The organism is Glycomyces xiaoerkulensis, assembly GCF_002798405.1.
Classification (GTDB): domain Bacteria; phylum Actinomycetota; class Actinomycetes; order Mycobacteriales; family Micromonosporaceae; genus Glycomyces; species Glycomyces xiaoerkulensis.
Genome location: NZ_PGGV01000027.1, coordinates 108,965 through 131,890, shown reverse-complemented (window position 1 = coordinate 131,890; position 22,926 = coordinate 108,965). Strand labels below are relative to the sequence as shown.

Below are 22,926 nucleotides of genomic sequence, written 5' to 3'. Positions count from 1 at the left end.
CTCAGGCCGTGCGCCAGGCCCGGACCAGATCGTCCGGGCCCCAGTGCGCCGCGAGCGGGAGGTCGGGATCGGCGCCGTTGAGGGTCACCGCCACCAGCGGTGTCTCGCCGGTCGCTCCCGGAACCGCCCGGGCGTCGGCCGCGAGCCGGTTGAGGTCCTTCCAGCCGAAGGTCTCGTTCTCGAGCCACTTGACCGAGCCGAGGAAGTCGACCCGCTTGGCCACCGGCCCGGCGTCGGCGCCGACCAGATCGATCTCGGGGTTGTTCTGCCGGTTCCACCATCCGCCCACCGCACCGGTCTCCTCCCATCCGGAGTCGGGAAGCAGGGTGAGCAGGGAGGAGCGGATCAGCGGTTCGACCGCCCGGCCGCGCCAGGTGGTCCAGGAGCGCTCGATGCGGCCGATCGGAATGTCGCTCCTGCCGCGCTCGACGAACGGGATGGCGCCCTCCAGGAAGCGCAGCCAGAACCGCAGGTACGTGTCGCCGATGCGGTACCGCTTGTTCTTGGTGTCGGCTTTGGTCGAGAGCGGCAGATCCGATTCCAGGACCTGCTTCTCCTGCAAGGAGGCGAGCAGCGGAGCGAGCGTGCCGGCCGGGAGCGGACCGTCCCCGCCGGCTTCGGTGGCGATCGCGGTGAAGGTCCGTTCCCCGGTGCCGACGGCGCGGAGGATCGCCCTCGACCGGGACGGCTCGGGGAACTCTCCGAGCAGCGACAGCTCTCCCGATGCCAGGAGTGGTGTCAGCGGGTGCGAGAGCGCCTCCGACAGGAAGTCGCGCCTGCTCATGCCGGAGTCCCAGGACTCCACCACCTCCGGAAGGCCGCCGGTGATGAGCAGGGCGTCGACCGCTTCGGCGGAAGGCAGGCCGGTCAATTCCCGGACGTCGGCCAAGTGGAGCGGACGGACGTTCATCTTCGCGGCCCGGCCGAAGAAGGGCCGCTCGTAGCTCTGCAGCGATTCCATGAGGCCGTGGTCGCTGCCGATGAGGATCAGCAGGATGGGCTTCCGCGAGAGGTGGCGGTCCCAGACGGTCTGGAGTGCGCCTTCGAACTCCTTGTCCTGCTCCATGAGCCAGGGGATCTCGTCCAGGACGGCGATGCTGGGGACGTCGTCCGGAGCGGCCGCCGCCAGGAGTGTCAGTGCGGCGTTCCAGTCGGCGGGCCGGCTCTCGGCGTCCTCGGGCAGGCCGGGCAGCGCCGATGCGGTCAGCGATTTCCCGAAGGCCGCGCGTTCGGCCCCGGGGCTGCGGCCCCGGGTCGCCTGGAACACCAGATGAGGTCTGCCCGAACGGTCGCAGAATTCCTGGGCGAGGCGGGATTTGCCGACCCGGCGGCGTCCGGTCATGACCACGGCCCTGCCGCGGGTGGTGCCTGATCCGGCTTCGACCGCTCGGAGCTGTCCGGCCAGCAGTCCCAGATCCGCCGCGCGCCCGCGAAACTCCATGTACTCCGATCCTCAGAAACTCGTGTTCATCTTAGTTAGATCAGATCTAACTAAGATGAACACGAGTTTATCAAGGAATGGAGGTAAGGCTCCACCTTCGGGGCCGATCCGCTGCGGATGCGGCGAGGTCCGATGCCCGTAGAGGCCCGGGCGTCGTTGCTGCTAGCATGCTCGGCAATCGATTGCATCGATCCCTGGGCCTTGTATTCGCCGTCCGCGTTCGATAGCGTTTACCAGAACCTCGCAGACGAAGGAGTCACATGTCAGTCACGCCGCATCGCTATGCTCTGGTCGGCACTGGCGCACGCGCGAAGATGTTCGTCGACGCCGTCGTCGAGCGCTCCGGCAAGGCGCGGCTGGTCGCGCTGGCGGACACCAACCGCCACCGGCTCGGCGTCCACGCCGAGGCGGTCGAGGCCGCCGGGGCCCCCGCCCCGGACCTCTACGCCGCAACGGATTTCGAGCGGATGCTCGAGGAGGCGAAGCCCCAGACCGTCATCGTCACCTGCGTCGACGCCCACCACCACGAGTACATCCTCGCCGCCCTCGCGCGGGACCTCGACGTCATCTGCGAGAAGCCGCTGACCACCACCGGCGAGCACGCCGCGGCGATCCTCGAGGCCGAGCGGCGCAGCGCCGGCAGCGTCACCGTCACCTTCAACTACCGGTACAACCCTTTGCACGAAAAGGTCGCCGACCTCCTCCGCGAAGGCGCGGTCGGCGAGATCATCTCGGTCGGCTTCGACTGGCTGCTCGACACCCGGCACGGCGCCGACTACTTCCGCCGCTGGCACCGGCTCGCCGACAAGTCCGGCGGCCTGCTGGTCCACAAGTCCGGCCACCACTTCGACCTGGTGAACTGGTGGCTCGACTCCGCGCCGATGCAAGCGTTTGCTAAAGGGAAGCTCGCCTTCTACGGCGAGAACGGCCGCCGCACCGGCCACGACCGCGGCTACGAGCGTGCCACCGGCGCCGCCGGTTCGGCCGACGACCCGTTCGCGCTCCACCTCGACGACAACCCCGGGCTCAAGGAGCTCTACCTCGACGCCGAATCCGAGGACGGCTACCTGCGCGACCAGAACGTCTTCGCGCCCGGCGCCACCATCTACGACGACATGATGGCCCTGGTCGACTACGAATCGGGGGCCACGCTGTCCTACCGGCTCACCGCCTACTCGCCCTGGGAGGGCTACCGGGTCCACTTCAACGGGACCCAGGGCCGGCTGGAACTGCTCGTGGTCGAGAACGACCACGTCAACCCCGACCTCAAGGGCCCCAACGGCGCCTCAGTCCACGGCTCGCACGAGGCCCCCGAGGAGGGCCGGTACGAGCTGACCGTCCACCCCTTCTGGACCAAGCCGCGGTCGATCGACGTCGGCGAGTACCAGCGCAAGGGCCACGGCGGCGGCGACCAGCGGATGCTCGCGGTCCTCTTCGACGGCGAGAGCGACCCGCACGACCGCTCCGCGACCGCCCGGGACGGCGTGAACGCCCTGGCGGCCGGCCTGGCCTCGAATGCCTCCATCGCGACCGGGCAACCGGTTGCTGTCGCCGACCTGTTCAAAAACCAGTAGGAGCTACCGTGACACTGCACCCCGACCGGCTCTTCCCGGCCGACGAACGCACCCGAGCCATCGCCCGCAAGCTGCACCAGCGCACCGCCGACCTCCCGCTGGTGAGCCCCCACGGCCACGTCAACCCGCGCCTGCTGTCGGAGAACCGGCCGTTCCCCGACCCCGCCCGGCTGTTCGTCGTGCCCGACCACTACCTCACCCGCATGCTCTACAGCCAGGGCTACACCCCCGACCAGCTCGGCGTGCCCTCGGCCGACGGCAGCCCCTCCGAGACCGACGGCCGGGTCATCTGGCGCCGCTTCGCCGAGAACTACCACCTGTTCCGCGGCACGCCCTCGAAGCTCTGGCTCGACTACACCTTCGCCGAGGTCTTCGGGATCTACAAGCCGCTCAGCGGCGAGACCGCCGACGAGTTCTACGACCACCTCTCGGCCCGCCTCACCGAACCCGACTTCAGGCCCCGCGCCCTGTTCGACCGGTTCAACCTCGAAGTGCTCGCCACCACCGAGTCCCCGATCGACTCGCTCGACCCCCACGCCGAACTCGAAGCCCTGCCGGCCCAGGACGGCCGCAAGTGGGGCGGCCGGGGCGGCAAGGTCGTCACCACCTTCCGGCCCGACAACCTGGTCGAACCCGACTGGCCCGGCTGGGCCGACCGCGTCGCGAAACTCGGCGAGATCACCGGGATCGACACCTCCACCTTCGACGGCTTCCTCGAAGCCCTGCGCGCCCGCCGCCAGGACTTCATCGCCGCCGGCGCCACCTGCTCCGACCACGGCAACCGGACGGCCATGACGGTCGACGACCCGGCCAAGGCCGCCGAGATCTTCGACAAGGCCCTCCAGGGCAAGACCGAAGCGGCGGACGCGGCGCTCTTCCCCGCGCTGATGCTGGTCGAATTCGCCCGCATGAGCGTCGAGGACGGCCTGGTCATGCAGCTCCACCCCGGATCGTGGCGCAACCACAACGACTGGCTCCACAAAGGCTGGGGCCGCGACGTCGGCGGCGACATCCCGGACCACACCACCTACACCCGGGACCTCAAACCCCTGCTCGACGCCTTCGGCAACGACCCGCGCTTCCGGATGGTCGTCTACACCCTCGACGAGACCTCCTTCAGCCGCGAACTGGCCCCGCTCGCCGGCGGCTACCCGTCGGTCTTCATCGGCGCCCCCTGGTGGTTCCTGGACTCCCCCGAGGGCATCCGCCGCTTCCGCGAGGCCGTCCACGAGACCGCCGGGTTCTACAACACCGCCGGCTTCGTCGACGACACCCGGGCCTTCTGCTCCATCCCCGCGCGGCACGACGTGGCCCGCCGCATCGACGCCTCGTTCCTGGCCCGCCTCGTCGCCGAGCACCGCATGACCGACGATGAAGCCGGCGAAGTCGCCGTAGACCTCGCCTACCACCTGCCGCGCAAGATCTACGGATTGGAAAAGTAGATGCCGACCAAGATCGAACGGCTCGAAGTCCACGACGTCCGCTTCCCGACCGCGGCCGAGGCCGACGGCTCCGACTCGATCAACCGCGCCGACTACTCGGCCTGCTACGTCGAACTGCACACCGACGGCGGCCCCACCGGCACCGGATTCACCTTCACCGGCGGCCGCGGCAACGAGATCTGCGCCGCCGCTTGCCGCGCCTACGCCCACCTGGTCGTCGGCAAGACCGTCGAGGAGATCTTCGCCCACCCCGTCGAGTTCTGGCGCACGATCGTCCAGGAACCCCAGATCCGCTGGCTCGGCCCCGAGAAGGGCGCGACCCACATGGCCGTCGGCGCCATCGTCAACGCCGTGTGGGACCTGCGCGCCAAACTCGAGGGCAAACCCATGTGGCAACTCCTGGCCGAAATGGACTCCGCCGAACTGGCCGCCCAGATCGACTACCGCCACATCATCGACGAGCTCACCCCCGCCGAGGCCGAGTCCCTCCTCGACGAAGGCCGCAAGGGCTACGAAGAGCGCCTCCAGACCCTCGAGCGGGACGGCTTCCCCGCCTACACCACCTCGGTCGGCTGGCTCGGCTACCCCGACGACAAGGTCCGCTCCCTCACCGAGCAGGCCGTAGCCGAAGGCTGGACCGCCGCCAAGATGAAGGTCGGCTCGGCCGACATCGCCGACGACGTCCGCCGCGCCGGCATCATCCGCGACGTCCTGGGCCCCGACCGGCTGCTGATGATGGACGCCAACCAGATCTGGTCGGTCCCCGAAGCGGTCGAGAACATGCGCCGACTGGCCGCCTTCGACCCGTACTGGATCGAAGAGCCCACCCACCCCGACGACATCCTCGGCCACGCCGCGATCGCGCGGGCCGTCGACCCGATCCGGGTCGCCACCGGCGAGGTCGCCGCCAACCGCGTCATCTTCAAGCAACTGCTGCAGGCCGGGGCCATCCGCGTCTGCCAGATCGACGCCTGCCGCGTCGGCGGCATCCCCGAGGTCCTGGCCACCCTCCTCATGGCCGCCAAGCACGGCATCGAGGTCTGCCCCCACTCCGGCGGCGTCGGCCTGTGCGAATACGTCCAGCACCTCGGGATGTTCGAATACCTCCGCATCGGCAAGACCCTCGAAGGCCGCATGATCGAATACGTCGACCACCTGCACGAGCACTACACCGACCCGGTCACCGTCGTCGACGGCCGCTACCGGCCGCCCACGCAGCCCGGATACTCGGTCACCTTGAAGGACGAATCGATCGCCGCCTACCGCTACCCCGACGGAGTCGCATGGCTGCGCTGAGAAAACCGCTCCTGACCGACGCCACCCTGGACCAGGTGCCCGGCGACGTGCGCCTCCCGCACACCCGCCCCGCCCGGGCCCGGATCCTCCACCTCGGTGCGGGCGCCTTCCACCGCGCCCACCAGGCCGTCTACACCGACGGCACCGACTGGGGGATCATCTGCGCCGCACCGCGCTCCCGCGAGGTAGTCGACGCCCTCGCCGCCCAGGACGGCCTCTACACCGTCGCCACCCTCGGCCCCGACGGCGCGAACCTGCGCGTCGTCGGCTCCATCGTCGACACCCTCCACCTCGCCGGCGAACGCGAGCGCGCCCTCGACCTGATCGCCTCCGACGACATCGTCGTCGTCACCCTCACCGTCACCGAGAAGGCCTACCGCGACCCCGACGGCGTGCCGACGATCCTGGCCGACGGCATCGCCCGCCGGGCCGCGCGCGGCGGCGAGCCGCTCACGATCCTGTGCTGCGACAACCTCCCCGACAACGGCAAGACCACCCGCGCGGCAGTCGAACCGCTGCTCGGGGCCGACGCCCGGGCCTGGGCCGACGACCACGTCACCTTCCCCTCCAGCATGGTCGACCGCATCGTCCCCGCCTCCACACCCGACACCTACGAGCGGGCCGAACGGGCCCTCGGCCTGTCCGACCGCGCCGCCGTCGAGGCCGAACCGTTCACCCAGTGGGTCATCGAGGACGACTTCGCCGGACCCCGACCCGACTGGGACGCCACCTTCACCAGCGACGTCGCCGCCTGGGAGCGGCTGAAGCTGCGCACCCTCAACGGCGTCCACTCCACCCTCGCCTACCTCGGCGCGCTCGCCGGAGCCGAGACCATCAGCGAGACCCTCCGACTGCCCGGGGCGCGCGCGGTCGCCGAACGCCTCATCGCCGAACAGATCGCGCCCAGCCTCACGCCACCGAAAGGCCAGGACGCCATCGCCTACGGCCGGAGCGTCCTCGAACGCTTCGCCAACCCCGGCATCCGGCACCGCTGCCTCCAGGTCGCCATGGACGGCAGCCAGAAGCTCCCGCAGCGCCTGTTCGCCACCATCGCCGACCTCGGACGGGAGACCGAACTCATCGCCCTGCCGCTGGCGGCCTGGATCCGCTTCTGCGGCGGAACCGCCGACGACGGCACACCCCTGCCGCTCGACGACCCGCTGGCGCACGAACTGCGGGAGCGCCTCGACGCGGCAGGCGGCGACGCCGACGCCCGCGTGGAAGCCGTACTCGGCCTTCGCGCGGTCGTCCCCGAACCGGTAGCCTCCAATCACGAAGTGCGCCGGGCCGCAGCGGCCTGGCTGGACGCCCTGGACCGGCACGGAGTGGCCCGAACCTTGGAGAATGCCTGAATGGACCTGACCATCCCCCGCATCGCCATCGTCGGAGCGAACGGCTACGGCCTGCACCACCGGCGAAACCTCGAACCCAAGCGCCGCCGCGGCGAACTCGAGCTCGTCGGACTCTGCGACACCGCCGAAGTCAGCGAGGACCCCGACGTTCCCATCGGCGACGCGGCGGTCTTCGACGACTACCGGCGCATGCTTGAGGATGCCGACCCCGACATCGTCGTCATCGCCACCCCGCCCCCCACCCACCTGCCCATCGCCACCGACGCCATGCGCCACGGCTGCGACCTCTACCTCGAGAAGCCGCCCGTGGCCTCGCTGGAGGAGTACGAGCGGCTCTACGCCGAGATGATCGGGACCGGCCGCGCCGTCCAGGTCGGCTTCCAGGCCCTCGGCTCGCACGCCTTCACCGCCCTGCGCGACGCGATGGAATCCGGCCGCATCGGCACCCTCGAAGCGGTCGGCGTCGCCGGCTCCTGGCAGCGCCCCGACTCCTACTACCGGCGTTCGGCCTGGGCCGGGAAGCGCGAGCTCGACGGGACGCTCGTCGCCGACGGCGCGCTGGCGAACCCGTTCGCGCACGCCACCCAGCAGGCCCTGGCGATCGCGGGCGACTGGCCGCTCGACGGCGAGATCGAGCTGGAGCGGCTGCGCTGCCGCGACCGGATCGAGGTCGACGACACCGCGGTGTGGCGCGGGTCCAACAAGGGCGGGGTGTCGATCACCGTGGCGGTGACCCTGTGCGGGGACCGCAAGCTCGAAGGCGACATCTACGTGCGCGGCACCGAGGGCGAGGCCTGGCTGGAGTACCCGACCGACCGGCTGAGCCTCCCCGGCGACGCCGAGCCGAAGCAGTACGGGCGCACCGACCTGTTCGACAACCTGCTGCTGCACCGCCAGCGGGGCGTGGGGCTCATCAGCGGCCTGCGGCGCTCCAAGACCTTCACCGGCGTGCTCGAGAGGGTCCTCAACGACCCGGTCCCGCCCCTGGTCGACGACGCCCATCTCGAGCGGGTCGGCGCCGACCCGGTGACCGTCCTGGACGGCGCCGACGCGGCCGTGGAGCGGGCGGCGAAGGAGGGCAGGCTGTTCTCCGAACTCGCCCTCCCCTGGGCGTGAGCCCGGGCGCGGATCCCGGACGCTTCCGCGCCCCTTCCGACGGGTCTGACGGTTTCGACGGGTCTTGGTAGTATTAGCAGCTTCATCGTCCGTTGAAACCTTCCCGTGCGAGGTGCCCCTTGGCCTTAAGACCCCGCGCCTCACGCCGGGTCGAGTCGCAGAGCCCGGTCTCGCTCGCCGGATGGCTCTTCGCCGACCTGGCACTGCTGCTGTTCATCATCACCATCGTCGTGGTCTCCGACTTCCCCGCCGCCGCCCTGGACGACGGGCCGGAGGAGACCGCGCCCGCCCCCTCACCGAGCCCCACCCCCTCGCCGACCCCGGAACCCACCGCCGACCCGGGCGTCGAACCCGAACCCCTCGTCTTCTACGTCGACAGCGACGCGGCCGGCCTCGTCGACGGTTCGGAATCCGCCGAACGCGACCTGGTCGACGATGTGGCCGAGCACTTCGAACCGCTCATCCAGGACGGCTCCCGAGTCGGTTTCATGCTGACCTTCGGCGGGGCCTCCGACCCCGGCTACGGCGGCAGCATCGCCGCAGCCGCCAACGAGGTCATGGCCGAGGCCTACCCCGACCTGTTCGGCGACGCGCCGACCCGCCACTTCTGGACCTCCAGCGGCAAGGAGGCGATATCGACCGGGACCCTCCAGATCGAGCTCTACCTCCTGGTCGCCTGAGCCTCGCCCTTCACCCGATTGGAACGCCATGTCCCAGACGAGCTCCGCCGCCACCGCACCCGCCCCGGCGACCACCCGATACGGCCCGGGAACCCCCGAGGCCCGGGACGTCGCCGACGAGCTCGAAGCGCTGGCCGGACGAGACGAACTCCAACAGCGCGCCCGCCAGCTCAACTCCCTGGCCGCCGCGCTCCGCGGGCCCGAACCGCCCGGACCCTGGAGCGAGATCCGCCTGCACGAGGCGTTCGCCAACGTCGTGCTCGACGCCGTGGTCCGCGAGGGGACCAGCCCGCTCAGATGGTGGTACGCGGCGCGGGTGACTCTGGTCTTCATCCCGCTGCTGTGCACCTGGTGGGGCATCCACCAGGCGGCCGGCGCCTACGGGCGAATGCTCGAGGGCGGCGCCGAACCCGGCGCCCAGTCGTTCTTCCGCCAATGGCTCGGCGGCTTCGACGGGACGATCTGGTTCAGCTTCGGCAACATGGCGGTGCTGGTCCTGCTGAGCATCGCCGGCATCATCGCGGTGTCGGTCGGCATCGAGCTCAAGCACCGGAAGCTCGAGGCCGAAGCCGCCCGGAGCGAGGCCCGGCTGCGCGACCGCCTCGACGCGGCCCTCACCGACGCCGCTCTCCACCTGCGAAGCCGTCCGCCGGAAACGCCCGAATCCGCGGCCGACCGACTGCGCCGGATCACCGACCGCGCCGCCGAACTCACCGGCGAACTCACCGAGTCGGCCGACCGCGTCAGCGCCGAACTGAGCGACCTCGGCGCCGCCGGAGGCGCCTTCCGGGCCACCGTCGCCGAGATCGCCGACGGCGCCGGCGCCATCACCTCGGCCGCCGGGGACCTCCGCGCCGCCCTCGCCGACATCGAACAGCGCCTCGCCGATCAGCACCGCCAGTCGGCCGACCTGGCCCGCCGGATCGCGGCCGACCTCCACGACACCACCACCGACCACTACGAACGGACCGCGACCGTCCTCACCGAGGTCGGCCGCACCGTCACCGACGCCGTCGGTGCGGGCGAACGCCACCGCCTCAACCTCGCCCTGCAGGTCCGCGACTCGCAGGAGGCCGCCGCCGAACGGGTCGCCGAGCGGGTCGTCGAGGGACTCGCGGGACTCACCGACCGGCTCGACCAGGCCGGCCGGGCCGTCACCACCGAACTGGCCGACACCGTCGAGATCGGTGTCGACCGGACCATGCTGGCGCAGTTCCGGACCATCGACGACACCAATCGGCAGCTCACCCGGACCGTCGCCGACCTCACCCGTGCCGTCGACGAACTGGCCCGCCTGCTCGGAGCACGACGGCTGCCCGCACGGCAATCGAAGACCACCCGGAGGAGCCGCTGGCCCTTCGGACGCCGATAACCGCCCGATAGAAAGGAACCCGCACGTATGGAGCAGATACTGCCCTTTTACGTCGTCTGCGACGAATCGGCCTCCATGACCGACGTCATCGACGACCTCAACAACGGCCTGATCGACCTCCACCAGCAGGTCGGCCGCGACCCGGTAGTCGCCGACAAGGCCCGCTTCTGCGTCATCGGCTTCTCCGAGGACGCCGAGGTCCTCCTGGAGCTGTCCGACCTCAGCGAGGTGACCGAGATGCAGGGACTCACCGTCAAGTCCAGCACCAACTACGAGGCCGCGTTCACCCTCCTGAAGCAGACCATCGAATCCGATGTGAACCGGCTCAAGAGCAGCGGCTGCAAGGTCTACCGCCCGGCCGTCTTCTTCCTGTCCGACGGCCTGCCGAACGCCGGCGACTGGCAGGCGTCGTTCGACCGCCTCACCGACCCCGCCTGGAAACCGCGCCCGAACATCGTCGCATTCGGCCACGGCGACGTCGACGAGGACACCGTCAGCTCGATAGGGACCTTCAAATCGTTCAAGGCCGACGCCTCGCTCAGCCACGGCGAGGCGCTCCGGGAGTTCGCCTCCGCGCTGACCAAGTCCATCGTCCAGTCGGCCACGACGGTCACCGAGGACGGCGACGTGCGGCTGCGCGTCCCCGACCAGGTGCCCGGCTACACCGAACTGAAAGCAGACGAGATCTAGGAGCCGCCAGTGACCGGGGAACGCAACCTCCCGACGACGGTCCAGCCGCCTCCGCCGTGGGGCGACGTCGACGGACCGTGGATTCCGGACACCGTGGGGCGCCGAGCCAAAGCCGCCGAGGCCGTGTGGGGGCTCGACCCCGACCCGCACTACCCCGACTCCGTCCTCGACCACGGCGGCGCCGGCCACATCGAGGTCATCGCCTGCTCCGTCCGCGGCGCGCAGCACCGGTACGAGGGCACCGGCAGGCAGGACGCCTCGATGGCCGGCGCGGCCGGGAGGTGGGCCCTGGCCGCGGTGGCCGACGGCGTCGGCTCGGTGCCCGACAGCCACCTCGCCTCCGAAACCGCGGTCGCCACCGTGATCGGGGGACTGACCGCGAGGATCGAACTCAACGGCGACGAAGCCATCGGCGACGGCAGGGGAGTGTTCGCCGACGCCAACCGCGGCCTCGAGAAGCTCGGCGGCCCGCGGACGACGCTGACCGCCGCCGCGGTCGCGACCGAACCGGACGCCGAGGGCCGCTACCGGTTCTGGGTGGGCAAGGTCGGCGACAGCCCGGCCTACGTGCTCGGTACCGGCGGCTTCGAGGAGCTGCTGGCGCCCGACGGCGACGAGGAGTTCTCCAACGCGGTCGACCCGATGCCGTCCCACGAACTCGACCGCCACTACCGGTGCTTCCAAGGGCACCTGCGGCTCGGCGAGGTGCTGGTGCTCGCCAGCGACGGCATCGGCGGCCTGATGGAGTCCGAGGAGGCCAGCGACTACTTCGCCCGGCAGTGGGCAGCCGGGCCGCCCGAACCGTCGCAGTTCATGCGGCACGTGCAACTGCGGTCCCGCTCGTTCGACGACGACCGCTCGGCCGCCGCGCTCTGGGCCGGGGCCGGCCGCGACGCCGGCCGGGCGGCGTCGCTGCGGACCCGGCCTCCCTCGCCCGACGGACCGCCGCTCGCCCGCGACCTCGAACTGCGGGCGGCGCGGGCCGGCGGCATCGAGTTCCGGGCGGCGGCGAGGCGCGGACCGGACTCCGCCGCCGCGGGCCGACCCCGGGCCGTGCGGGTGGCGGCCGTGGAAGCCGGCCCGCACTTCGTCGCCGCCGTGGCCGGGCCGGTGGGGGAGGAGGCGCCGGACCGGGACGCCGAGCTGTGGACCGAGGAGATGCTCGAGGTCGTGGACCGGTATCCGCCCACCGAACGGCCCGACGAGTGGATCAAGGTGGTCTGGACCAGGGTGCTGCGCCGACTGGCCGATCGGCCCGGATTCGACGAGTCGGCGCTGGCGTGCGCGGCGCTCTGCGCCTCGGCGGACCCGGACGGTGGCCTCGACTGGTCGGTCGGGCTGATGGGACCGATCGGCGCGGCGGTCTGCGGTGCCGGGCTCCACAGCGAACTGCCGCGGATGTACTCGCCGACGACCTACGGGATCCGCAACCGGCCGGGCGAACCCGAGCTGCACTTCTACAGCGAGCGGCTCCGGCCGGACCAGACGCTGATGATCGGCGGCGGGGCGGACCCGTCGGGTCTGGCCCGGATGCGGGGACGGCCCGCACCCGGCCCGCTCCGGACCCTCGGCCTCCTCGACTCCGGCGAAGCGGCGCGCGACCGCTGCGCGGTCATTGTCTGGGGTGTGCCCGATGACCGCCGGTGACCGCCCGGTCGGCCGGGACGAGCTCGGGGCGCTCACCAAGATCGGCGAAGGCGGCCAGGGCAAGGTCTACCGGACCGAGCGCTTCGACGGCGTGCTGTACAAGGAGTACCTCGACCCCTCGCGGTGCGACGTCGAGGAGCTCGAACGCCTCATCCGGCGGGTCCGCGACGACCCGATGCCCGAGGGCGACCGGGAACTGCTGCTGGCCTCCACCGCCTGGCCCACCGCCGTGGTGGCGCACGAAGGGCGGTTCAGCGGGATGCTCATGTCCGAGGCGCCGGAGCGGTTCACGGGAGTCATCGGCGGGCAACCGGGGCTCAGGGAGCTGCAGTACCTGACCCACCCCCCGAAGCTGAAGTGGAGCGATCTCGACCTGCCCGACCGGGACGGCCGGCTGGCGATCGCGCGCGCCTACGCCCGCCTGTTCCGGGCGCTGCACGACCGGGACATCGTCATCGGCGACGTGTCCTCGAAGAACTTCCTGTGGAGCCACGCGCCCGACGCGGCGGTGTACGCGCTCGACTGCGACGGATTCAGCGTCAACGGCTACCGGCCGCCGATGGAGCCCGCGCAGACGCCGGACTGGATCGATCCGGACCCGCGGTCGGGCCCGGCGAGCTTCGAGTCGGACCGGTACAAGCTCGCGCTGATCGCAGTCCGCGTGCTGCTGGTCCGGAAGCAGGCCACGCCCGCGGAGGTGGCCAGCGACCGGGAGGCCATGGACGCTCTCGGCGACCGGATCGGCGATCTGGTGCGCCGGGTGGCCGACGGTGAGCGATGCGGCGCGGAGGCGTGGATCGGGGCCTTCGACGGGCGGCCGACGCTCCGGCTGGACCGGCCTGCGCCCCGTTCGGAGGAATGCGACCCTCCCGAGCGTCCGACGATCCGGTTCTGACCGCGCCGGGCCGGCCGGAGTCCGGTGCGGCTCCGGCCGGCCCGATCCGGGGGCCGCGAGGGTCAGCTCGCGCCCGCGCCGCCGCTGACGATGGAGTTGATCTGCGACGGCGTGTCGAGGGAGTAGCCGTAAGGCACTCCGCCGACCGAGCCGCTGTTGTCGGGCGTGCCCGAGTTCACCAGGTGGTTGTTCCGCGACACGATCCGGCCGGGGTCGCTGGCCGCGTAACCGACCTCGGTCGGGGTGTCGGTGTTCTCGATGTAGTTGCCCTCGAAGAGCACTCCGGCGTCCATGGTGGTCGCGACGCCGTAGCTGTCCACGTTGCGGTAGTAGTTGTTGTAGACGTGCACCGGGTCGCCGAAGCGGACCCGCGGATTGCGCGAGTTGGTGCCGTTGAAGTAGTTGTGGTGGTAGCTCACCCGCAGGTGCCCGATGTCGGCGGTGTGCCCGTCGGAGTGGCCCAGCAGCATGTTCTTCTGGCTGCCGTTGAACCGGTTCCAGGACACGGTGATGAAGTCGGACTCGCGCTTGATGTCGACCGAGCCGTCGTCGCCGACGCCGAACGTGTTGTGGTCGATCCACACGTTCGTCGAGCCCTCCTGGACGTTGATCGCGTCGTCGCCCCAGTCGTCGAACGTCAGGTTCTGGATGATGACGTTGCTGACCCCGTCGACGTCGAAGCCGCCGCCGGTGATCGTGGCCCCGGAGTCGCCGATGATGGTCGTATTGGAGCCGACGTCGTTCATGCCCGAGAGGTTGATCGATCCACTAACGCGGATGACCTTCGGGGAACTGCCGCTGATCGCCGAGACCAGCGCCGAGGCCGACGTGACGGTCTGGGGCGAGGCGTTGCCGCCGCCGGTGGTGCCGCCGTTCTGGGTGGCCCAGCCCTCCAGGCCGCCGGGGCTCGGATCTCCGCCGCCGCCGTCGTCGTCGACCGGGACCAACTGGAATTGCTGGTTGGCGTCGCCGGTGGGGTCGTACTGGGAGATCCGGTCGCCCGGTTCGGTCGACCACTCCCACACGTCGAGTGCCTTGCCGGAGAAGCGGTTGACGAAGGTGGCGTAGCCGCCGCTCTCGTCGACCTGCCACTGCTGGTTCTCGCCGCCGACGTCGTCGTACTGGGCGATGGTGGCGCCGTTGTCGGCGTTCCACTCCCACACGTCCAGGACCTGGCCGGAGTGGCGGGCCTGGATGCGGTAGTAGCCGTCCCCGGAGTCGAGGAACCGGAACTGCTGGTGGCTCCCGCCGGTGTTGTTGTACTGGATGATCTCGGCGCCCGGGTCGGTGCTCGCGTTGAGGACGTCGAGGACCAGACCGGAGTGCCGGGATTCGATGTAGTACCACGTTCCGGTCTGGAGGGCGTTCGCGTGCTGGGCGGCCAGCAGGCCGCCGGTGGCGGCACCGGCGCCGGCCGCGGTTAGCCCGGCGACCTTCCAGAAGCCGCGCCGGGAGTATTTGCCTTTGAAAATGTTCTGCTCCATTGATGAACCTTTCGAGGCTGAGGGAGAGACGCCCATATATTTAGGCATCTAGATATACGAAGATAATACCGTTTGCATGAAATCGCTTGCAATACCCTCGGCCGAATCGGTTGCGACGGAGTCTGAGGAGACTCCTGATGTTTACGCGTGTAGCTTTCTGATGACAGATGTGCTAAAAACGCCACATGGCACTTTTCGACCTCCCGCTCGAGCAGCTCCGCTCCTACCGCCCCGACGTGCTCGAACCTTCCGACTTCGACGAATTCTGGAAGCAGACGCTCAGCGAGGCCGCCTCCCACGGCCTCGACGTCCGCCTCGAACCGGTCGACACCGGCCTGACCGCCGTCGAGGTCCTCGACCTCACCTTCGCGGGCTTCGCCGGCCACCCCATCAAGGGGTGGCTGGTGCTGCCCCGCGGCGCCGACCGCCCCCTGCCGTGCGTGGTCGAGTACATCGGATACTCCGGCGGGCGCTCGGTGCCGTGGGCGCACACGATGTACCCCTCCGCCGGGTGGGCGCACCTGGTGATGGACACCCGCGGCCAGGGCTACGGCAACTGGCAGCCCGGCGACACCGGCGACCCCTACGGCGGCACCGGGCCGACACGCGGCGGCTGGATGACCCAGGGCGTCGAGTCGCCCGAGCACTACTACTACCGGCGCGTCTTCACCGACGCCTACCGCGCGGTCGACGTGGCCAAGGGCCACGAGGCGATCGACCCCGACCGGATCGTCGTCGCCGGCGGCAGCCAGGGCGGCGGCATCACCCAGGCCGTCGGCGGCCTGCGCGAGGACCTGGCCGGGGCGCTGATCGACGTGCCGTTCCTGACCCACTTCCGGCGCGCGGTCGAGATCACCGACGGCTACCCCTACCAGGAGCTGGTGGAGTTCCTCGCCGGTCAGCGGATGCGCGAGGAGGAGGTCTTCGGGACCCTGTCGTACTTCGACGGCGTCAACTTCGCCGCCCGCGGCACGGCCCCGGCGCTGTACTCGGTGGGCCTGATGGACGACGTCTGCCCGCCCTCGACCGTCTTCGCCGCCTACAACCGCTGGCAGGGGGACAAGCGGATCACCGTGTGGCCGTGGAACAAGCACGAAGGAGGCGGCGTCCACCAGCGCGGCGAGCACCTCCGGTTCCTCGCCGACCGGTAGCCGGTCGAAGGGGCCGGGTCAGCGGAGGCCGATGCGTTCCAGCGACGGCTCGTGCAGCAGGCCGTTGGTCGCCAGCGCGCTGCCGCCGTCCGGCCCCGGTCGTCCCTTGAGGTCGGTGAAGGTCCCGCCGGCCTCCTCGACCAGGAGCGCCAGCGGTGCCAGGTCCCACACCGCCACCTCGGGCTCGGCCGCGATGTCGACGCATCCCTCGGCCAGCAGGCAGTAGGAGTAGAAGTCGCCGAAGCCGCGTTCCCGCCAGGCCTCGTGCAGCATCGCCAGCATCGCGCCCTGCCGGTCCACCTTGGTCCAGCCGGTGATCGAGGAGATGCTCACCGAGGCGTTGCCGAGCTTGGAGATCCCGGAGACCCGGATCTTCTTGCCCGATCGCTGGTCGCGGCCGGCGAACGCGCCGGCTCCCTTCATCGCCCACCAGCGGCGGCCGAGCACGGGCGCGCTGACGACGCCGACGACCGGCTCGCCGCGGTCGAACAGGGCGATCAGGGTGGCCCAGATCGGGACGCCGCGTACGTAGTTGCGGGTGCCGTCGATCGGGTCGACGACCCATTTGCGGCCCGAGGCGCCCGGGTTGTCGCCGAACTCCTCGCCGAAGACGCCGTCGCGGGGGCGCGCCCGGGTGAGCGTGGAGCGGACGACCTCCTCGATGGTGGTGTCGGCGTCGGAGACCTCGGTCATGTCCGGTTTGGTGGAGATCCGCAGGTCCGAGGCGCGGAACCGTTCGGTGGCGATCCGGGACGCGCTGTCGGCGAGCATATGTGCGAGCCCGAGGTCGTCGTTGTAGGAGGAGGCCATGCGTTCGATCCTACTCAGTCCCTGGCGTCGGCCTCGGCCAGCGAGCCCAGCATGCGGCGGTAGGAGGCCAGGCGCCCCGCCCGGGGGTCGGCGTCGCCGATCTCGGCGTCGAGCGCGCAGTCGCCGATCTCGGGGGTGTGGGTGCAGCCCCTCGGGCAGTCGGCGGCGATCTCCTCGAGCTCGGGGAAGGCCCGGAGGACGGAGTCGGGGGTGACGTGGGCAAGCCCGAACGAGCGGACGCCCGGGGTGTCGATAACCCAGCCGCCGCCGGGCAGACCGAGGGCGACGACGCTGGTGGAGGTGTGCGAGCCCTTGCCGATGGCGCGGACCTCGCCCACGGCCCGGTCGGCGCCGGGCACGAGCCGGTTGACCAGGGTCGACTTGCCGACCCCGGAGTGTCCGAAGAAGACGTTCTGCCGGCCGTCCAGGAGCTCCAGGAGCCGGTCGAGCGGCTCGTCGGGCCGGGTGGTGACCAGGGTGAGGTCGAGGCCGGCGTAGTAGCGCTCGACTTCGGGGAGCCGGTCGGCGGCCAGGTCGGTCTTGGTCAGGCACAGCACCGGGGCCACGTCGGCGTCGAAGGCGGCCACCAGGCAGCGGTCGACGAAGCCGTACCGCAGGGGCGGGTCGATGAGGCTGGCGACGATGACGAGTTGGTCGACGTTGGCGACCACGACCCGTTCGGCGGCGCTCTCGTCGTCGGCCGAGCGGCGCAGTTGGCCGTGGCGGGGGGCGATCCGCACGATCCGGGCGAGGGTGCCGGGGCCGCCGGACAGGTCGCCGACGAGCGCGGCCCGGTCGCCGACGACGATCGACTGCCTGCCGAGCTCGCGGGCCTTCATGGCCACGACGGTGGTGCCGTCGACCAGGCAGGTGTAGCGGCCGCGGTCGACGGCGGTGACGAATCCCTCGCGGGCGTTCTCGTGCTTGGGGCGGATCTTGGTCCTGGGGCGGGAGCGGCGGCCGGGGCGCACCCGCACGTCGTCCTCGTCCCAGTCCCGCGCCGGCACTACGCCTCGGCTCCGTAGGCGTTGCCGCGGGCGAGGATCGTCTGCTCCCAGACGCTGGCGAACTCGGGCCAGGTCTTGGACACGCAGCCGACGTCCGAGAGCCGGAAGTCGGGGGTGACCAGGCCGACGAGGGCGCCGGCGTGGGCCATGCGGTGGTCGGCGTAGGTCTCCCAGGTCATCGGGCGGGTGTTGCGGCCGGAGACGGTGAGGCCGTCGTCGTGCTCGGTGACCTCGGCCCCGAGCTTGGTCAGCTCCTTGGCCAGGGCCGCGATGCGGTCGGTCTCGTGGCCCCTGATGTGGCCGACGCCGCGGATCGTGGACGGCCCGCGGTTGATGCCGAACAGGGCCGCCAGCGACGGGGTCAGTTCGGAGGCGTCGGACAGGTCGAGGTCGGCCGTCAGGATGCTGGGAGCACCGACGACGGTGAGCCCGCCGCGGCTCCATTCGACGCGGGAGCCGAGTTCGACCAGGATGTCGCGGATCCGGTCTCCGGCCTGCGTGGTCTCGGTGGGCCAGTCGACGACGGTGACGCGGCCGCCGACGGCCACCGCGGCGCACAGGAGCGGCGCGGCGTTCTGGAGGTCGGGCTCGATGACCCATTCGCGGCCGTGCAGCTCGCCCGGGGCGACGCGCCAGCGGTCCGGTTCGGAGTCGTCGACTTCGGCGCCGGCCTGGCGGAGCATCTGGACGACCATGTCCAGGTAGGGCCGGCTCGGCACGGGCTTGTCGCCGACGTGGCGCAGGTCGAGCCCGCGCTCGAAGCGGGGAGCGGCCATCAGCAGGGCGCTGACGAGCTGAGAGGTCTTGGAGGCGTCGATCGCCAGTTCGCCGCCCTCGATCGCGCCGCCGCCGCGGACGGTGAACGGCAGTGCGGCGCGGCCGCCGTCGTCGATGCCGACGCCGAGGTCGCGCAGGGCCTTGATGACGCCGTCGTTGGGGCGCTTGCGGGCGTGCGGGTCGCCGTCGAAGGCCACCGTGCCGTCGGCGAGGGCCGCGACCGGCGGCAGGAAGCGCATGACGGTGCCGGCCAGGCCGCAGTCGACCGCGGCGCCGCCGCGCAGCGGTCCGGGGGTCACCGTCCACGCCTCGGCGTCGGTGGTGTCGATCCCGATGCCGAGCGAGCGGAGGGCGTCGACCATCAGCAGCGTGTCGCGGGAACGCAGGGGCCGCCTGATGGTGGAGGGGCCGGTGGCGATGCTCGCGAGGACCAGCGCGCGGGCGGTCATCGACTTCGAGCCCGGCACGCGGACGACGGCGTCGAGCGCGGACTCGGCGTAGGGCGGAGTCCATCGGCGTTGCTTGGGTGCGGCGGTTCCTGTCACGCCGCCATTCTAGTCGTCCCGCCGCTCCGGGCCCGCTTGTCGGTGCCGGAGGCTAGTTTGAGGTCATGTGCGGAAGGTACGCCAACAGCAAGTCCGGCGGCGACATGGCCGCTCTGTTCGACGCCGACGACCTCGTCGCCGGGGCGTGGGCGCCGAAGTGGAACATCGCGCCGACCTCGGCCGCCCCGGTGGTGCGGCGCTCCGAGAGCCGCGCCGCCCGCGTGGTGGAGGAGGCGCGCTGGGGGCTGGTGCCGCCGTGGGCCTCGGATCCGGGGATCGGGGTGCGGATGTTCAACGCCCGCATCGAGACCGTGGCCACCTCGAAGGCCTATCGCCGGCCGTTCGCCGCGCGGCGGGCGCTGGTTCCGGCCGACGGCTGGTACGAGTGGCGGAAGCTCCCCGGAGGCGGCAAGCAGCCGTATTTTTTCACCCGACCGGGTGGAGTCGTCTTCGCAGGGCTGTGGGAGAGCTGGAACCGGGGCGAGGCGCGCCTGCTAAGTTTCACGGTCCTCACCTGCCCGGCGATGGGTGAGGCGCTGGAGGCCGTCCACGACCGGATGCCCTATGTGCTTCCGCCCGAACGGTTCTCAGCGTGGCTGGGGGAGGAGGACGCCGACGAGGGCGAGCTGCTGGCGGGCCCGGATCCGGCGCTGCCGGAGCACCTGGAGGTCCGCAGGGTCGGCCGCGCGGTGGGCCGGACCGGCAACGAGGGGCCCGAATTGGTTCGTCCGGTTGATGCCGGGGAAGGTCCGAACGCCCTGCCTGGGGTGTGAGGTCTATCACCATGCCCGATCGGTATCTGTACCCCACGACGCCCGTCTTTCGTGTTAAAGCCGCCGTCGACGGTGAGGAGCAGCTTCCTCCGGAGTCTCGTACCCCTCCGCGAAGGCAGTCGGCGGCGGACGGCTAAGGGAGGAACAGATGCGGCGAATCCGCCCCGAAGAGGTAGCGCAGGCCCGGAGAGACCCCCGGTTGCTCAGCGCCGCCGAGTACCGCAGTGCGATCAGAAACGAATACCGGATGAGCGCGGACGACTGGCTGCGCCAGGGCAACTGCGCCGACGCCGATCCCGACGTGATGTTCCCCGAGCCCCGTGAGCCGGTGGACGAGGCGCTCGAGATCTGCGCTTCCTGCCCGGTCAGGACTCCGTGCCTGGTGCGGGCACTCGAGGCCCGCGACCGCCACGGCGTGTGGGGGGCGACCGCCCCCCGCGAGCGCCGGGCGATGATCGAGGCCTGGAAGGACGTCAACCCCCTCGCGGTGGGGGCCTGAACACGGAAGGAACCGGATGCGGCCGCGATGCCCGCTGCGGGGCGTCGCGGTTTCGCGTCCCCGGACGGTGCGGTGAACCTCCCCGGGCCGGCGGCGGTGTCAGCTCCGCCGACCCGGGGCAGGTACTGGGAGTTCGCGCGCCGATCTCTCGCCGCGCTCAGGGCCCTCGCGGACCCACACACGATAACGAGCCAGGACCGGCGAAGTTACGGATTCGCCCCATAACGGACGTATCCGGGCGGTGTGGCGAAGGCGACGGCCGCCGGGGCCGGTCCCGGGGAATGAACCGGGGGCGGTCGGCGTTGTGCGGTTCGAGGCTCGGCGGACGACGAGCGCGCGAGCCCGCTATCGGCAAGGTGAGGTGCGTAACCCGCATGATGATGACCGTCCGGCAGACCCGCGATGACCAGCGCGTGGCCGCGTTGCTGCGCGGACCCGAGTGGACCCCCGACATCGAGGACGACCACGTCACCGGCACCCGTATTTCCCCCGTCGAGTCCCGCGCCGCTGCCGTAGGCTCGGAGGCGATTCTCGACGAGAGGGAGACGGTGACCGAGTCAGGCGGCGAGACCAGCGGGGAGCGGCGCGAGCGCTTCGAGCGCGACGCGATGCCCCTGCTCGACCAGCTCTACGGCGCCGCGCTGCGCATGACGCGCAACCCGGCCGACGCCGAGGACCTGGTCCAGGAGACCTACCTGAAGGCCTACTCGAAGTTCCACCAGTTCCGCGAGGGCACCAACCTCAAGGCGTGGCTGTACCGCATCCTCACCAACACCTACATCAACTCCTACCGGAAGAGGAAGCGCCAGCCGCAGACCTCTCCGACCGAGGAGATCACCGACTGGCAGTTGGCCGACGCCGAGTCGCACAGCCCCACCGGTCTGCGCTCGGCCGAGGCCGAGGCGCTCGACCACCTGCCGGACTCCGACGTCAAGGAGGCCCTGCAGAGCCTCGGCGAGGACTTCCGGCTCACGGTCTACCTGGCCGACGTCGAAGGCTTCTCGTACAAGGAGATCGCCGAGATCATGGGCACTCCGATCGGCACGGTCATGTCGCGGCTCCACCGGGGCCGGCGCCAGCTCCGCCAGATGCTGAGCGCCTACGCCGAGGAGCACGGCCTGTCGACCGCACGGGAGGGACAACGGTGACCAGCCGCGAACCGGAGCAGCCCGACCTCGACTGTCGCGAGGTCCTCGAAGAGGTCTACCTCTACATCGACGGCGAGTGCTCCGACGTCCGGCGCTCGGTGATCCGGGCGCATCTCGACGAGTGCTCGCCCTGCCTGGCCGAATACGGCATCGAGGAGGAGGTCCGCACGATCGTCCGCCGGTGCTGCAGCCAGGAGCGGGCCCCCGACGAGGTCAAGGACCGCCTGCGGGCGAAACTCAACGCCATCGAGCAGGTCGGGGGCGCCTTCACCGAGACCACCGCCGAGCGGAAGCGCTAGGAGCCTCCCGCTTCCCCGTTCCGGGCGGCGGCCTGTTCGGCCTGCTCCCGCGCGTTGGCCTCCAGCAGCCGGATCGAGATCGTCAGCGACGCCGCCCGCAGCTCCTGGTCCGAATCGGTGGTGCGGGGGAAGGTGATCCAGTTGCTGTAGAGGGTCGTGATGGCGTCCCAGGCGCGGAGGCGGTGGATCAGCTCGTCGTCCTCGTCGACCAGGAGCGCGTGGAGCCGCCGCTGGCGCCGCCGGAAGACCGAGCGTCGGTCGAGCCGGGTGAGCGCTGCCTGGTTGTTCTGCATGAACCGCAGCACCGGGACGTGCGAGCGGATCACCTCGGCGTAGCGGCGGAGCAGCTCGGTCCGGGTCTCGAGGTTCCGGGGCCGGGCCTCGCCCCACTCGCAGATGCGGTCGACGTCCTCGGCGTACGAGTCGAAGAAGCTCGCCGCGATGTCTTCCTTGGTCTTGAAGTGGTAGTACAGGGCGGCCTTGGTGACGCCGAGTTGCTCGGCGATCTCCCGGAGGGACGTGCGTTCGTACCCCAGCTCGGTGAACAGCGCGATCGCGGTCTGCTGGATGCGCTCGCGGGTGCTGGGCCGGCTCTTGTCGCGCGATTCGCGCGGCGCTTCGGTCATCTGGGCAAGGTTTCGATCGTTACCCGCTGCTGCCAGGCGACGGCGGGGCGAGAGCGCCCGCCCCGCTGCGCGCTAGCTGTTCGGGCGCTTCCCGTGGTTGGCGGACTTCTTCTTGCGCGCCTTGCGCTTACGGGCGTCTTTGGCCATCGCTCCTCCTTGGTCGGTGTTCGCAGGGCTCCACCATACCGGCAACGCCGCGATCACTCTGAAGCCGTAAGCGGGAACCGAGGGCTAGCGTAGGTCAACAGGCGGCGGTGGACGCGGCGCCCGAGGGTCGTCTAGGCTCATTATGAAGGTTTATT

The 22,926-nt window shown here is 70.8% G+C and carries 22 protein-coding genes; 15 read left to right on the top strand and 7 right to left on the bottom strand.

From position 1 onward, the window contains the following. Position 1: 1 nt before the first annotated feature. Positions 2 to 1,441 (bottom strand): ATP-binding protein, encoded by a 1,440-nt coding sequence (locus tag CUT39_RS09295; RefSeq protein WP_100445826.1) that lies wholly within the window; start codon positions 1,439 to 1,441, stop codon positions 2 to 4. A gap of 260 nt (positions 1,442 to 1,701) precedes the next feature. Between CUT39_RS09295 and CUT39_RS09290 the strand changes: the two genes are divergently transcribed. The 10 genes from CUT39_RS09290 (at position 1,702) to CUT39_RS09245 (ending at position 13,505) form a co-directional block, all read left to right on the top strand. Beyond that, complete coding sequence (locus tag CUT39_RS09290; RefSeq protein WP_100445824.1) at positions 1,702 to 3,015, top strand: Gfo/Idh/MocA family oxidoreductase; 1,314 nt, start codon at positions 1,702 to 1,704, stop codon at positions 3,013 to 3,015. A gap of 8 nt (positions 3,016 to 3,023) precedes the next feature. Further along, a complete protein-coding gene (gene uxaC / locus CUT39_RS09285; protein ID WP_100445821.1) occupies positions 3,024 to 4,457 on the top strand; it encodes a glucuronate isomerase in 1,434 nt (477 codons plus the stop codon). Beyond that, the gene (locus CUT39_RS09280) at positions 4,458 to 5,753 is read left to right on the top strand and encodes an enolase C-terminal domain-like protein (RefSeq protein WP_100445819.1); all 1,296 of its coding nucleotides are present in this window, start codon (positions 4,458 to 4,460) and stop codon (positions 5,751 to 5,753) included. Beyond that, positions 5,741 to 7,105 (top strand): mannitol dehydrogenase family protein, encoded by a 1,365-nt coding sequence (locus CUT39_RS09275; RefSeq protein WP_100445817.1) that lies wholly within the window; start codon positions 5,741 to 5,743, stop codon positions 7,103 to 7,105. The genes CUT39_RS09280 and CUT39_RS09275 overlap by 13 nt, the downstream gene beginning before the upstream one ends. Next, positions 7,106 to 8,221: a Gfo/Idh/MocA family protein gene (locus CUT39_RS09270; protein WP_100445815.1), complete on the top strand. Its 1,116-nt coding sequence runs from the start codon at positions 7,106 to 7,108 to the stop codon at positions 8,219 to 8,221. A 119-nt stretch (positions 8,222 to 8,340) separates the two neighbouring features. After that, positions 8,341 to 8,901: a hypothetical protein gene (locus CUT39_RS09265; protein ID WP_100445813.1), complete on the top strand. Its 561-nt coding sequence runs from the start codon at positions 8,341 to 8,343 to the stop codon at positions 8,899 to 8,901. Between the two features lie 28 nt (positions 8,902 to 8,929). Next, positions 8,930 to 10,273: a coiled-coil domain-containing protein gene (locus tag CUT39_RS09260; RefSeq protein ID WP_100445811.1), complete on the top strand. Its 1,344-nt coding sequence runs from the start codon at positions 8,930 to 8,932 to the stop codon at positions 10,271 to 10,273. A gap of 27 nt (positions 10,274 to 10,300) precedes the next feature. Further along, positions 10,301 to 10,963, top strand: a complete 663-nt coding sequence (locus CUT39_RS09255) for a vWA domain-containing protein (RefSeq protein WP_100445809.1) — start codon at positions 10,301 to 10,303, stop codon at positions 10,961 to 10,963. A 9-nt stretch (positions 10,964 to 10,972) separates the two neighbouring features. Further along, a complete protein-coding gene (locus CUT39_RS09250) occupies positions 10,973 to 12,610 on the top strand; it encodes a protein phosphatase 2C domain-containing protein (protein ID WP_100445807.1) in 1,638 nt (545 codons plus the stop codon). After that, positions 12,597 to 13,505: a hypothetical protein gene (locus CUT39_RS09245; RefSeq protein ID WP_157930573.1), complete on the top strand. Its 909-nt coding sequence runs from the start codon at positions 12,597 to 12,599 to the stop codon at positions 13,503 to 13,505. The genes CUT39_RS09250 and CUT39_RS09245 overlap by 14 nt, the downstream gene beginning before the upstream one ends. Before the next feature lie 62 nt (positions 13,506 to 13,567). Here the strand turns inward: CUT39_RS09245 and CUT39_RS09240 are convergent, their stop codons facing one another. Beyond that, positions 13,568 to 14,989 carry an RICIN domain-containing protein gene (locus tag CUT39_RS09240; RefSeq protein WP_100445803.1) on the bottom strand — a complete coding sequence of 474 codons (1,422 nt, stop codon included), beginning with the start codon at positions 14,987 to 14,989 and terminating at the stop codon, positions 13,568 to 13,570. A 185-nt stretch (positions 14,990 to 15,174) separates the two neighbouring features. Between CUT39_RS09240 and CUT39_RS09235 the strand changes: the two genes are divergently transcribed. Further along, positions 15,175 to 16,140, top strand: coding sequence for an acetylxylan esterase (locus CUT39_RS09235; protein WP_100445801.1), 966 nt, complete (start codon positions 15,175 to 15,177; stop codon positions 16,138 to 16,140). 18 nt (positions 16,141 to 16,158) lie between these two features. On the opposite strand, the gene hisN is transcribed toward CUT39_RS09235, so the two are convergent. The 3 genes from hisN to aroA are packed head-to-tail and all read right to left on the bottom strand — an operon-like array spanning position 16,159 to position 19,279. After that, positions 16,159 to 16,950 carry a histidinol-phosphatase gene (gene hisN / locus CUT39_RS09230; protein WP_100445799.1) on the bottom strand — a complete coding sequence of 264 codons (792 nt, stop codon included), beginning with the start codon at positions 16,948 to 16,950 and terminating at the stop codon, positions 16,159 to 16,161. A 14-nt stretch (positions 16,951 to 16,964) separates the two neighbouring features. Next, entirely contained in the window at positions 16,965 to 17,957 is a 993-nt protein-coding gene (rsgA, locus tag CUT39_RS09225) for a ribosome small subunit-dependent GTPase A (protein WP_198587001.1), read from the bottom strand. Continuing rightward, positions 17,957 to 19,279, bottom strand: coding sequence for a 3-phosphoshikimate 1-carboxyvinyltransferase (gene aroA / locus CUT39_RS20720; RefSeq protein ID WP_198587000.1), 1,323 nt, complete (start codon positions 19,277 to 19,279; stop codon positions 17,957 to 17,959). The genes rsgA and aroA overlap by 1 nt, the downstream gene beginning before the upstream one ends. Before the next feature lie 65 nt (positions 19,280 to 19,344). On the opposite strand from aroA, the gene CUT39_RS09220 reads away from it, so the two are divergent. The 4 genes from CUT39_RS09220 to rsrA all read left to right on the top strand — a co-directional run bounded on the left by CUT39_RS09220 (position 19,345) and on the right by rsrA (position 21,998). Beyond that, complete coding sequence (locus CUT39_RS09220) at positions 19,345 to 20,052, top strand: SOS response-associated peptidase (RefSeq protein WP_100445795.1); 708 nt, start codon at positions 19,345 to 19,347, stop codon at positions 20,050 to 20,052. 148 nt (positions 20,053 to 20,200) lie between these two features. Beyond that, positions 20,201 to 20,551, top strand: a complete 351-nt coding sequence (locus tag CUT39_RS09215) for a WhiB family transcriptional regulator (RefSeq protein WP_100445793.1) — start codon at positions 20,201 to 20,203, stop codon at positions 20,549 to 20,551. Between the two features lie 374 nt (positions 20,552 to 20,925). Beyond that, positions 20,926 to 21,699 (top strand): sigma-70 family RNA polymerase sigma factor, encoded by a 774-nt coding sequence (locus CUT39_RS09210; RefSeq protein WP_100445791.1) that lies wholly within the window; start codon positions 20,926 to 20,928, stop codon positions 21,697 to 21,699. After that, entirely contained in the window at positions 21,696 to 21,998 is a 303-nt protein-coding gene (gene rsrA / locus CUT39_RS09205; protein WP_100445789.1) for a mycothiol system anti-sigma-R factor, read from the top strand. Before CUT39_RS09210 ends, rsrA begins: the two co-directional genes overlap by 4 nt. Here the strand turns inward: rsrA and CUT39_RS21470 are convergent. Together CUT39_RS21470 and CUT39_RS21760 are read right to left on the bottom strand one after the other, a co-directional pair. Continuing rightward, a complete protein-coding gene (locus CUT39_RS21470) occupies positions 21,995 to 22,624 on the bottom strand; it encodes a TetR/AcrR family transcriptional regulator (protein WP_100445787.1) in 630 nt (209 codons plus the stop codon). The two genes, rsrA and CUT39_RS21470, sit on opposite strands and share 4 nt — an antisense overlap. A 72-nt stretch (positions 22,625 to 22,696) precedes the next feature. Next, on the bottom strand, positions 22,697 to 22,771 hold the full coding sequence (locus CUT39_RS21760; RefSeq protein ID WP_408611130.1) for a 50S ribosomal protein bL37: 75 nt from the start codon (positions 22,769 to 22,771) through the stop codon (positions 22,697 to 22,699). Between the last annotated feature and the right edge of the window lie 155 nt (positions 22,772 to 22,926).

Excerpts from the sequence above, each read along its gene's own strand:
- CUT39_RS09295 (WP_100445826.1), bottom strand. The coding sequence starts at position 1,441 with ATGGAGTTTCGCGGGCGCGCGGCGGATCTGGGACTGCTGGCCGGACAG.
- CUT39_RS09290 (WP_100445824.1), top strand. The coding sequence starts at position 1,702 with ATGTCAGTCACGCCGCATCGCTATGCTCTGGTCGGCACTGGCGCACGC.
- CUT39_RS09280 (WP_100445819.1), top strand. The coding sequence starts at position 4,458 with ATGCCGACCAAGATCGAACGGCTCGAAGTCCACGACGTCCGCTTCCCG.
- CUT39_RS09275 (WP_100445817.1), top strand. The coding sequence starts at position 5,741 with ATGGCTGCGCTGAGAAAACCGCTCCTGACCGACGCCACCCTGGACCAG.
- CUT39_RS09270 (WP_100445815.1), top strand. The coding sequence starts at position 7,106 with ATGGACCTGACCATCCCCCGCATCGCCATCGTCGGAGCGAACGGCTAC.
- CUT39_RS09260 (WP_100445811.1), top strand. The coding sequence starts at position 8,930 with ATGTCCCAGACGAGCTCCGCCGCCACCGCACCCGCCCCGGCGACCACC.
- CUT39_RS09255 (WP_100445809.1), top strand. The coding sequence starts at position 10,301 with ATGGAGCAGATACTGCCCTTTTACGTCGTCTGCGACGAATCGGCCTCC.
- CUT39_RS09245 (WP_157930573.1), top strand. The coding sequence starts at position 12,597 with ATGACCGCCGGTGACCGCCCGGTCGGCCGGGACGAGCTCGGGGCGCTC.
- CUT39_RS09240 (WP_100445803.1), bottom strand. The coding sequence starts at position 14,989 with ATGGAGCAGAACATTTTCAAAGGCAAATACTCCCGGCGCGGCTTCTGG.
- CUT39_RS09235 (WP_100445801.1), top strand. The coding sequence starts at position 15,175 with ATGGCACTTTTCGACCTCCCGCTCGAGCAGCTCCGCTCCTACCGCCCC.
- hisN (WP_100445799.1), bottom strand. The coding sequence starts at position 16,950 with ATGGCCTCCTCCTACAACGACGACCTCGGGCTCGCACATATGCTCGCC.
- CUT39_RS09220 (WP_100445795.1), top strand. The coding sequence starts at position 19,345 with ATGTGCGGAAGGTACGCCAACAGCAAGTCCGGCGGCGACATGGCCGCT.
- CUT39_RS09215 (WP_100445793.1), top strand. The coding sequence starts at position 20,201 with ATGCGGCGAATCCGCCCCGAAGAGGTAGCGCAGGCCCGGAGAGACCCC.
- CUT39_RS09210 (WP_100445791.1), top strand. The coding sequence starts at position 20,926 with ATGATGATGACCGTCCGGCAGACCCGCGATGACCAGCGCGTGGCCGCG.
- CUT39_RS21470 (WP_100445787.1), bottom strand. The coding sequence starts at position 22,624 with ATGACCGAAGCGCCGCGCGAATCGCGCGACAAGAGCCGGCCCAGCACC.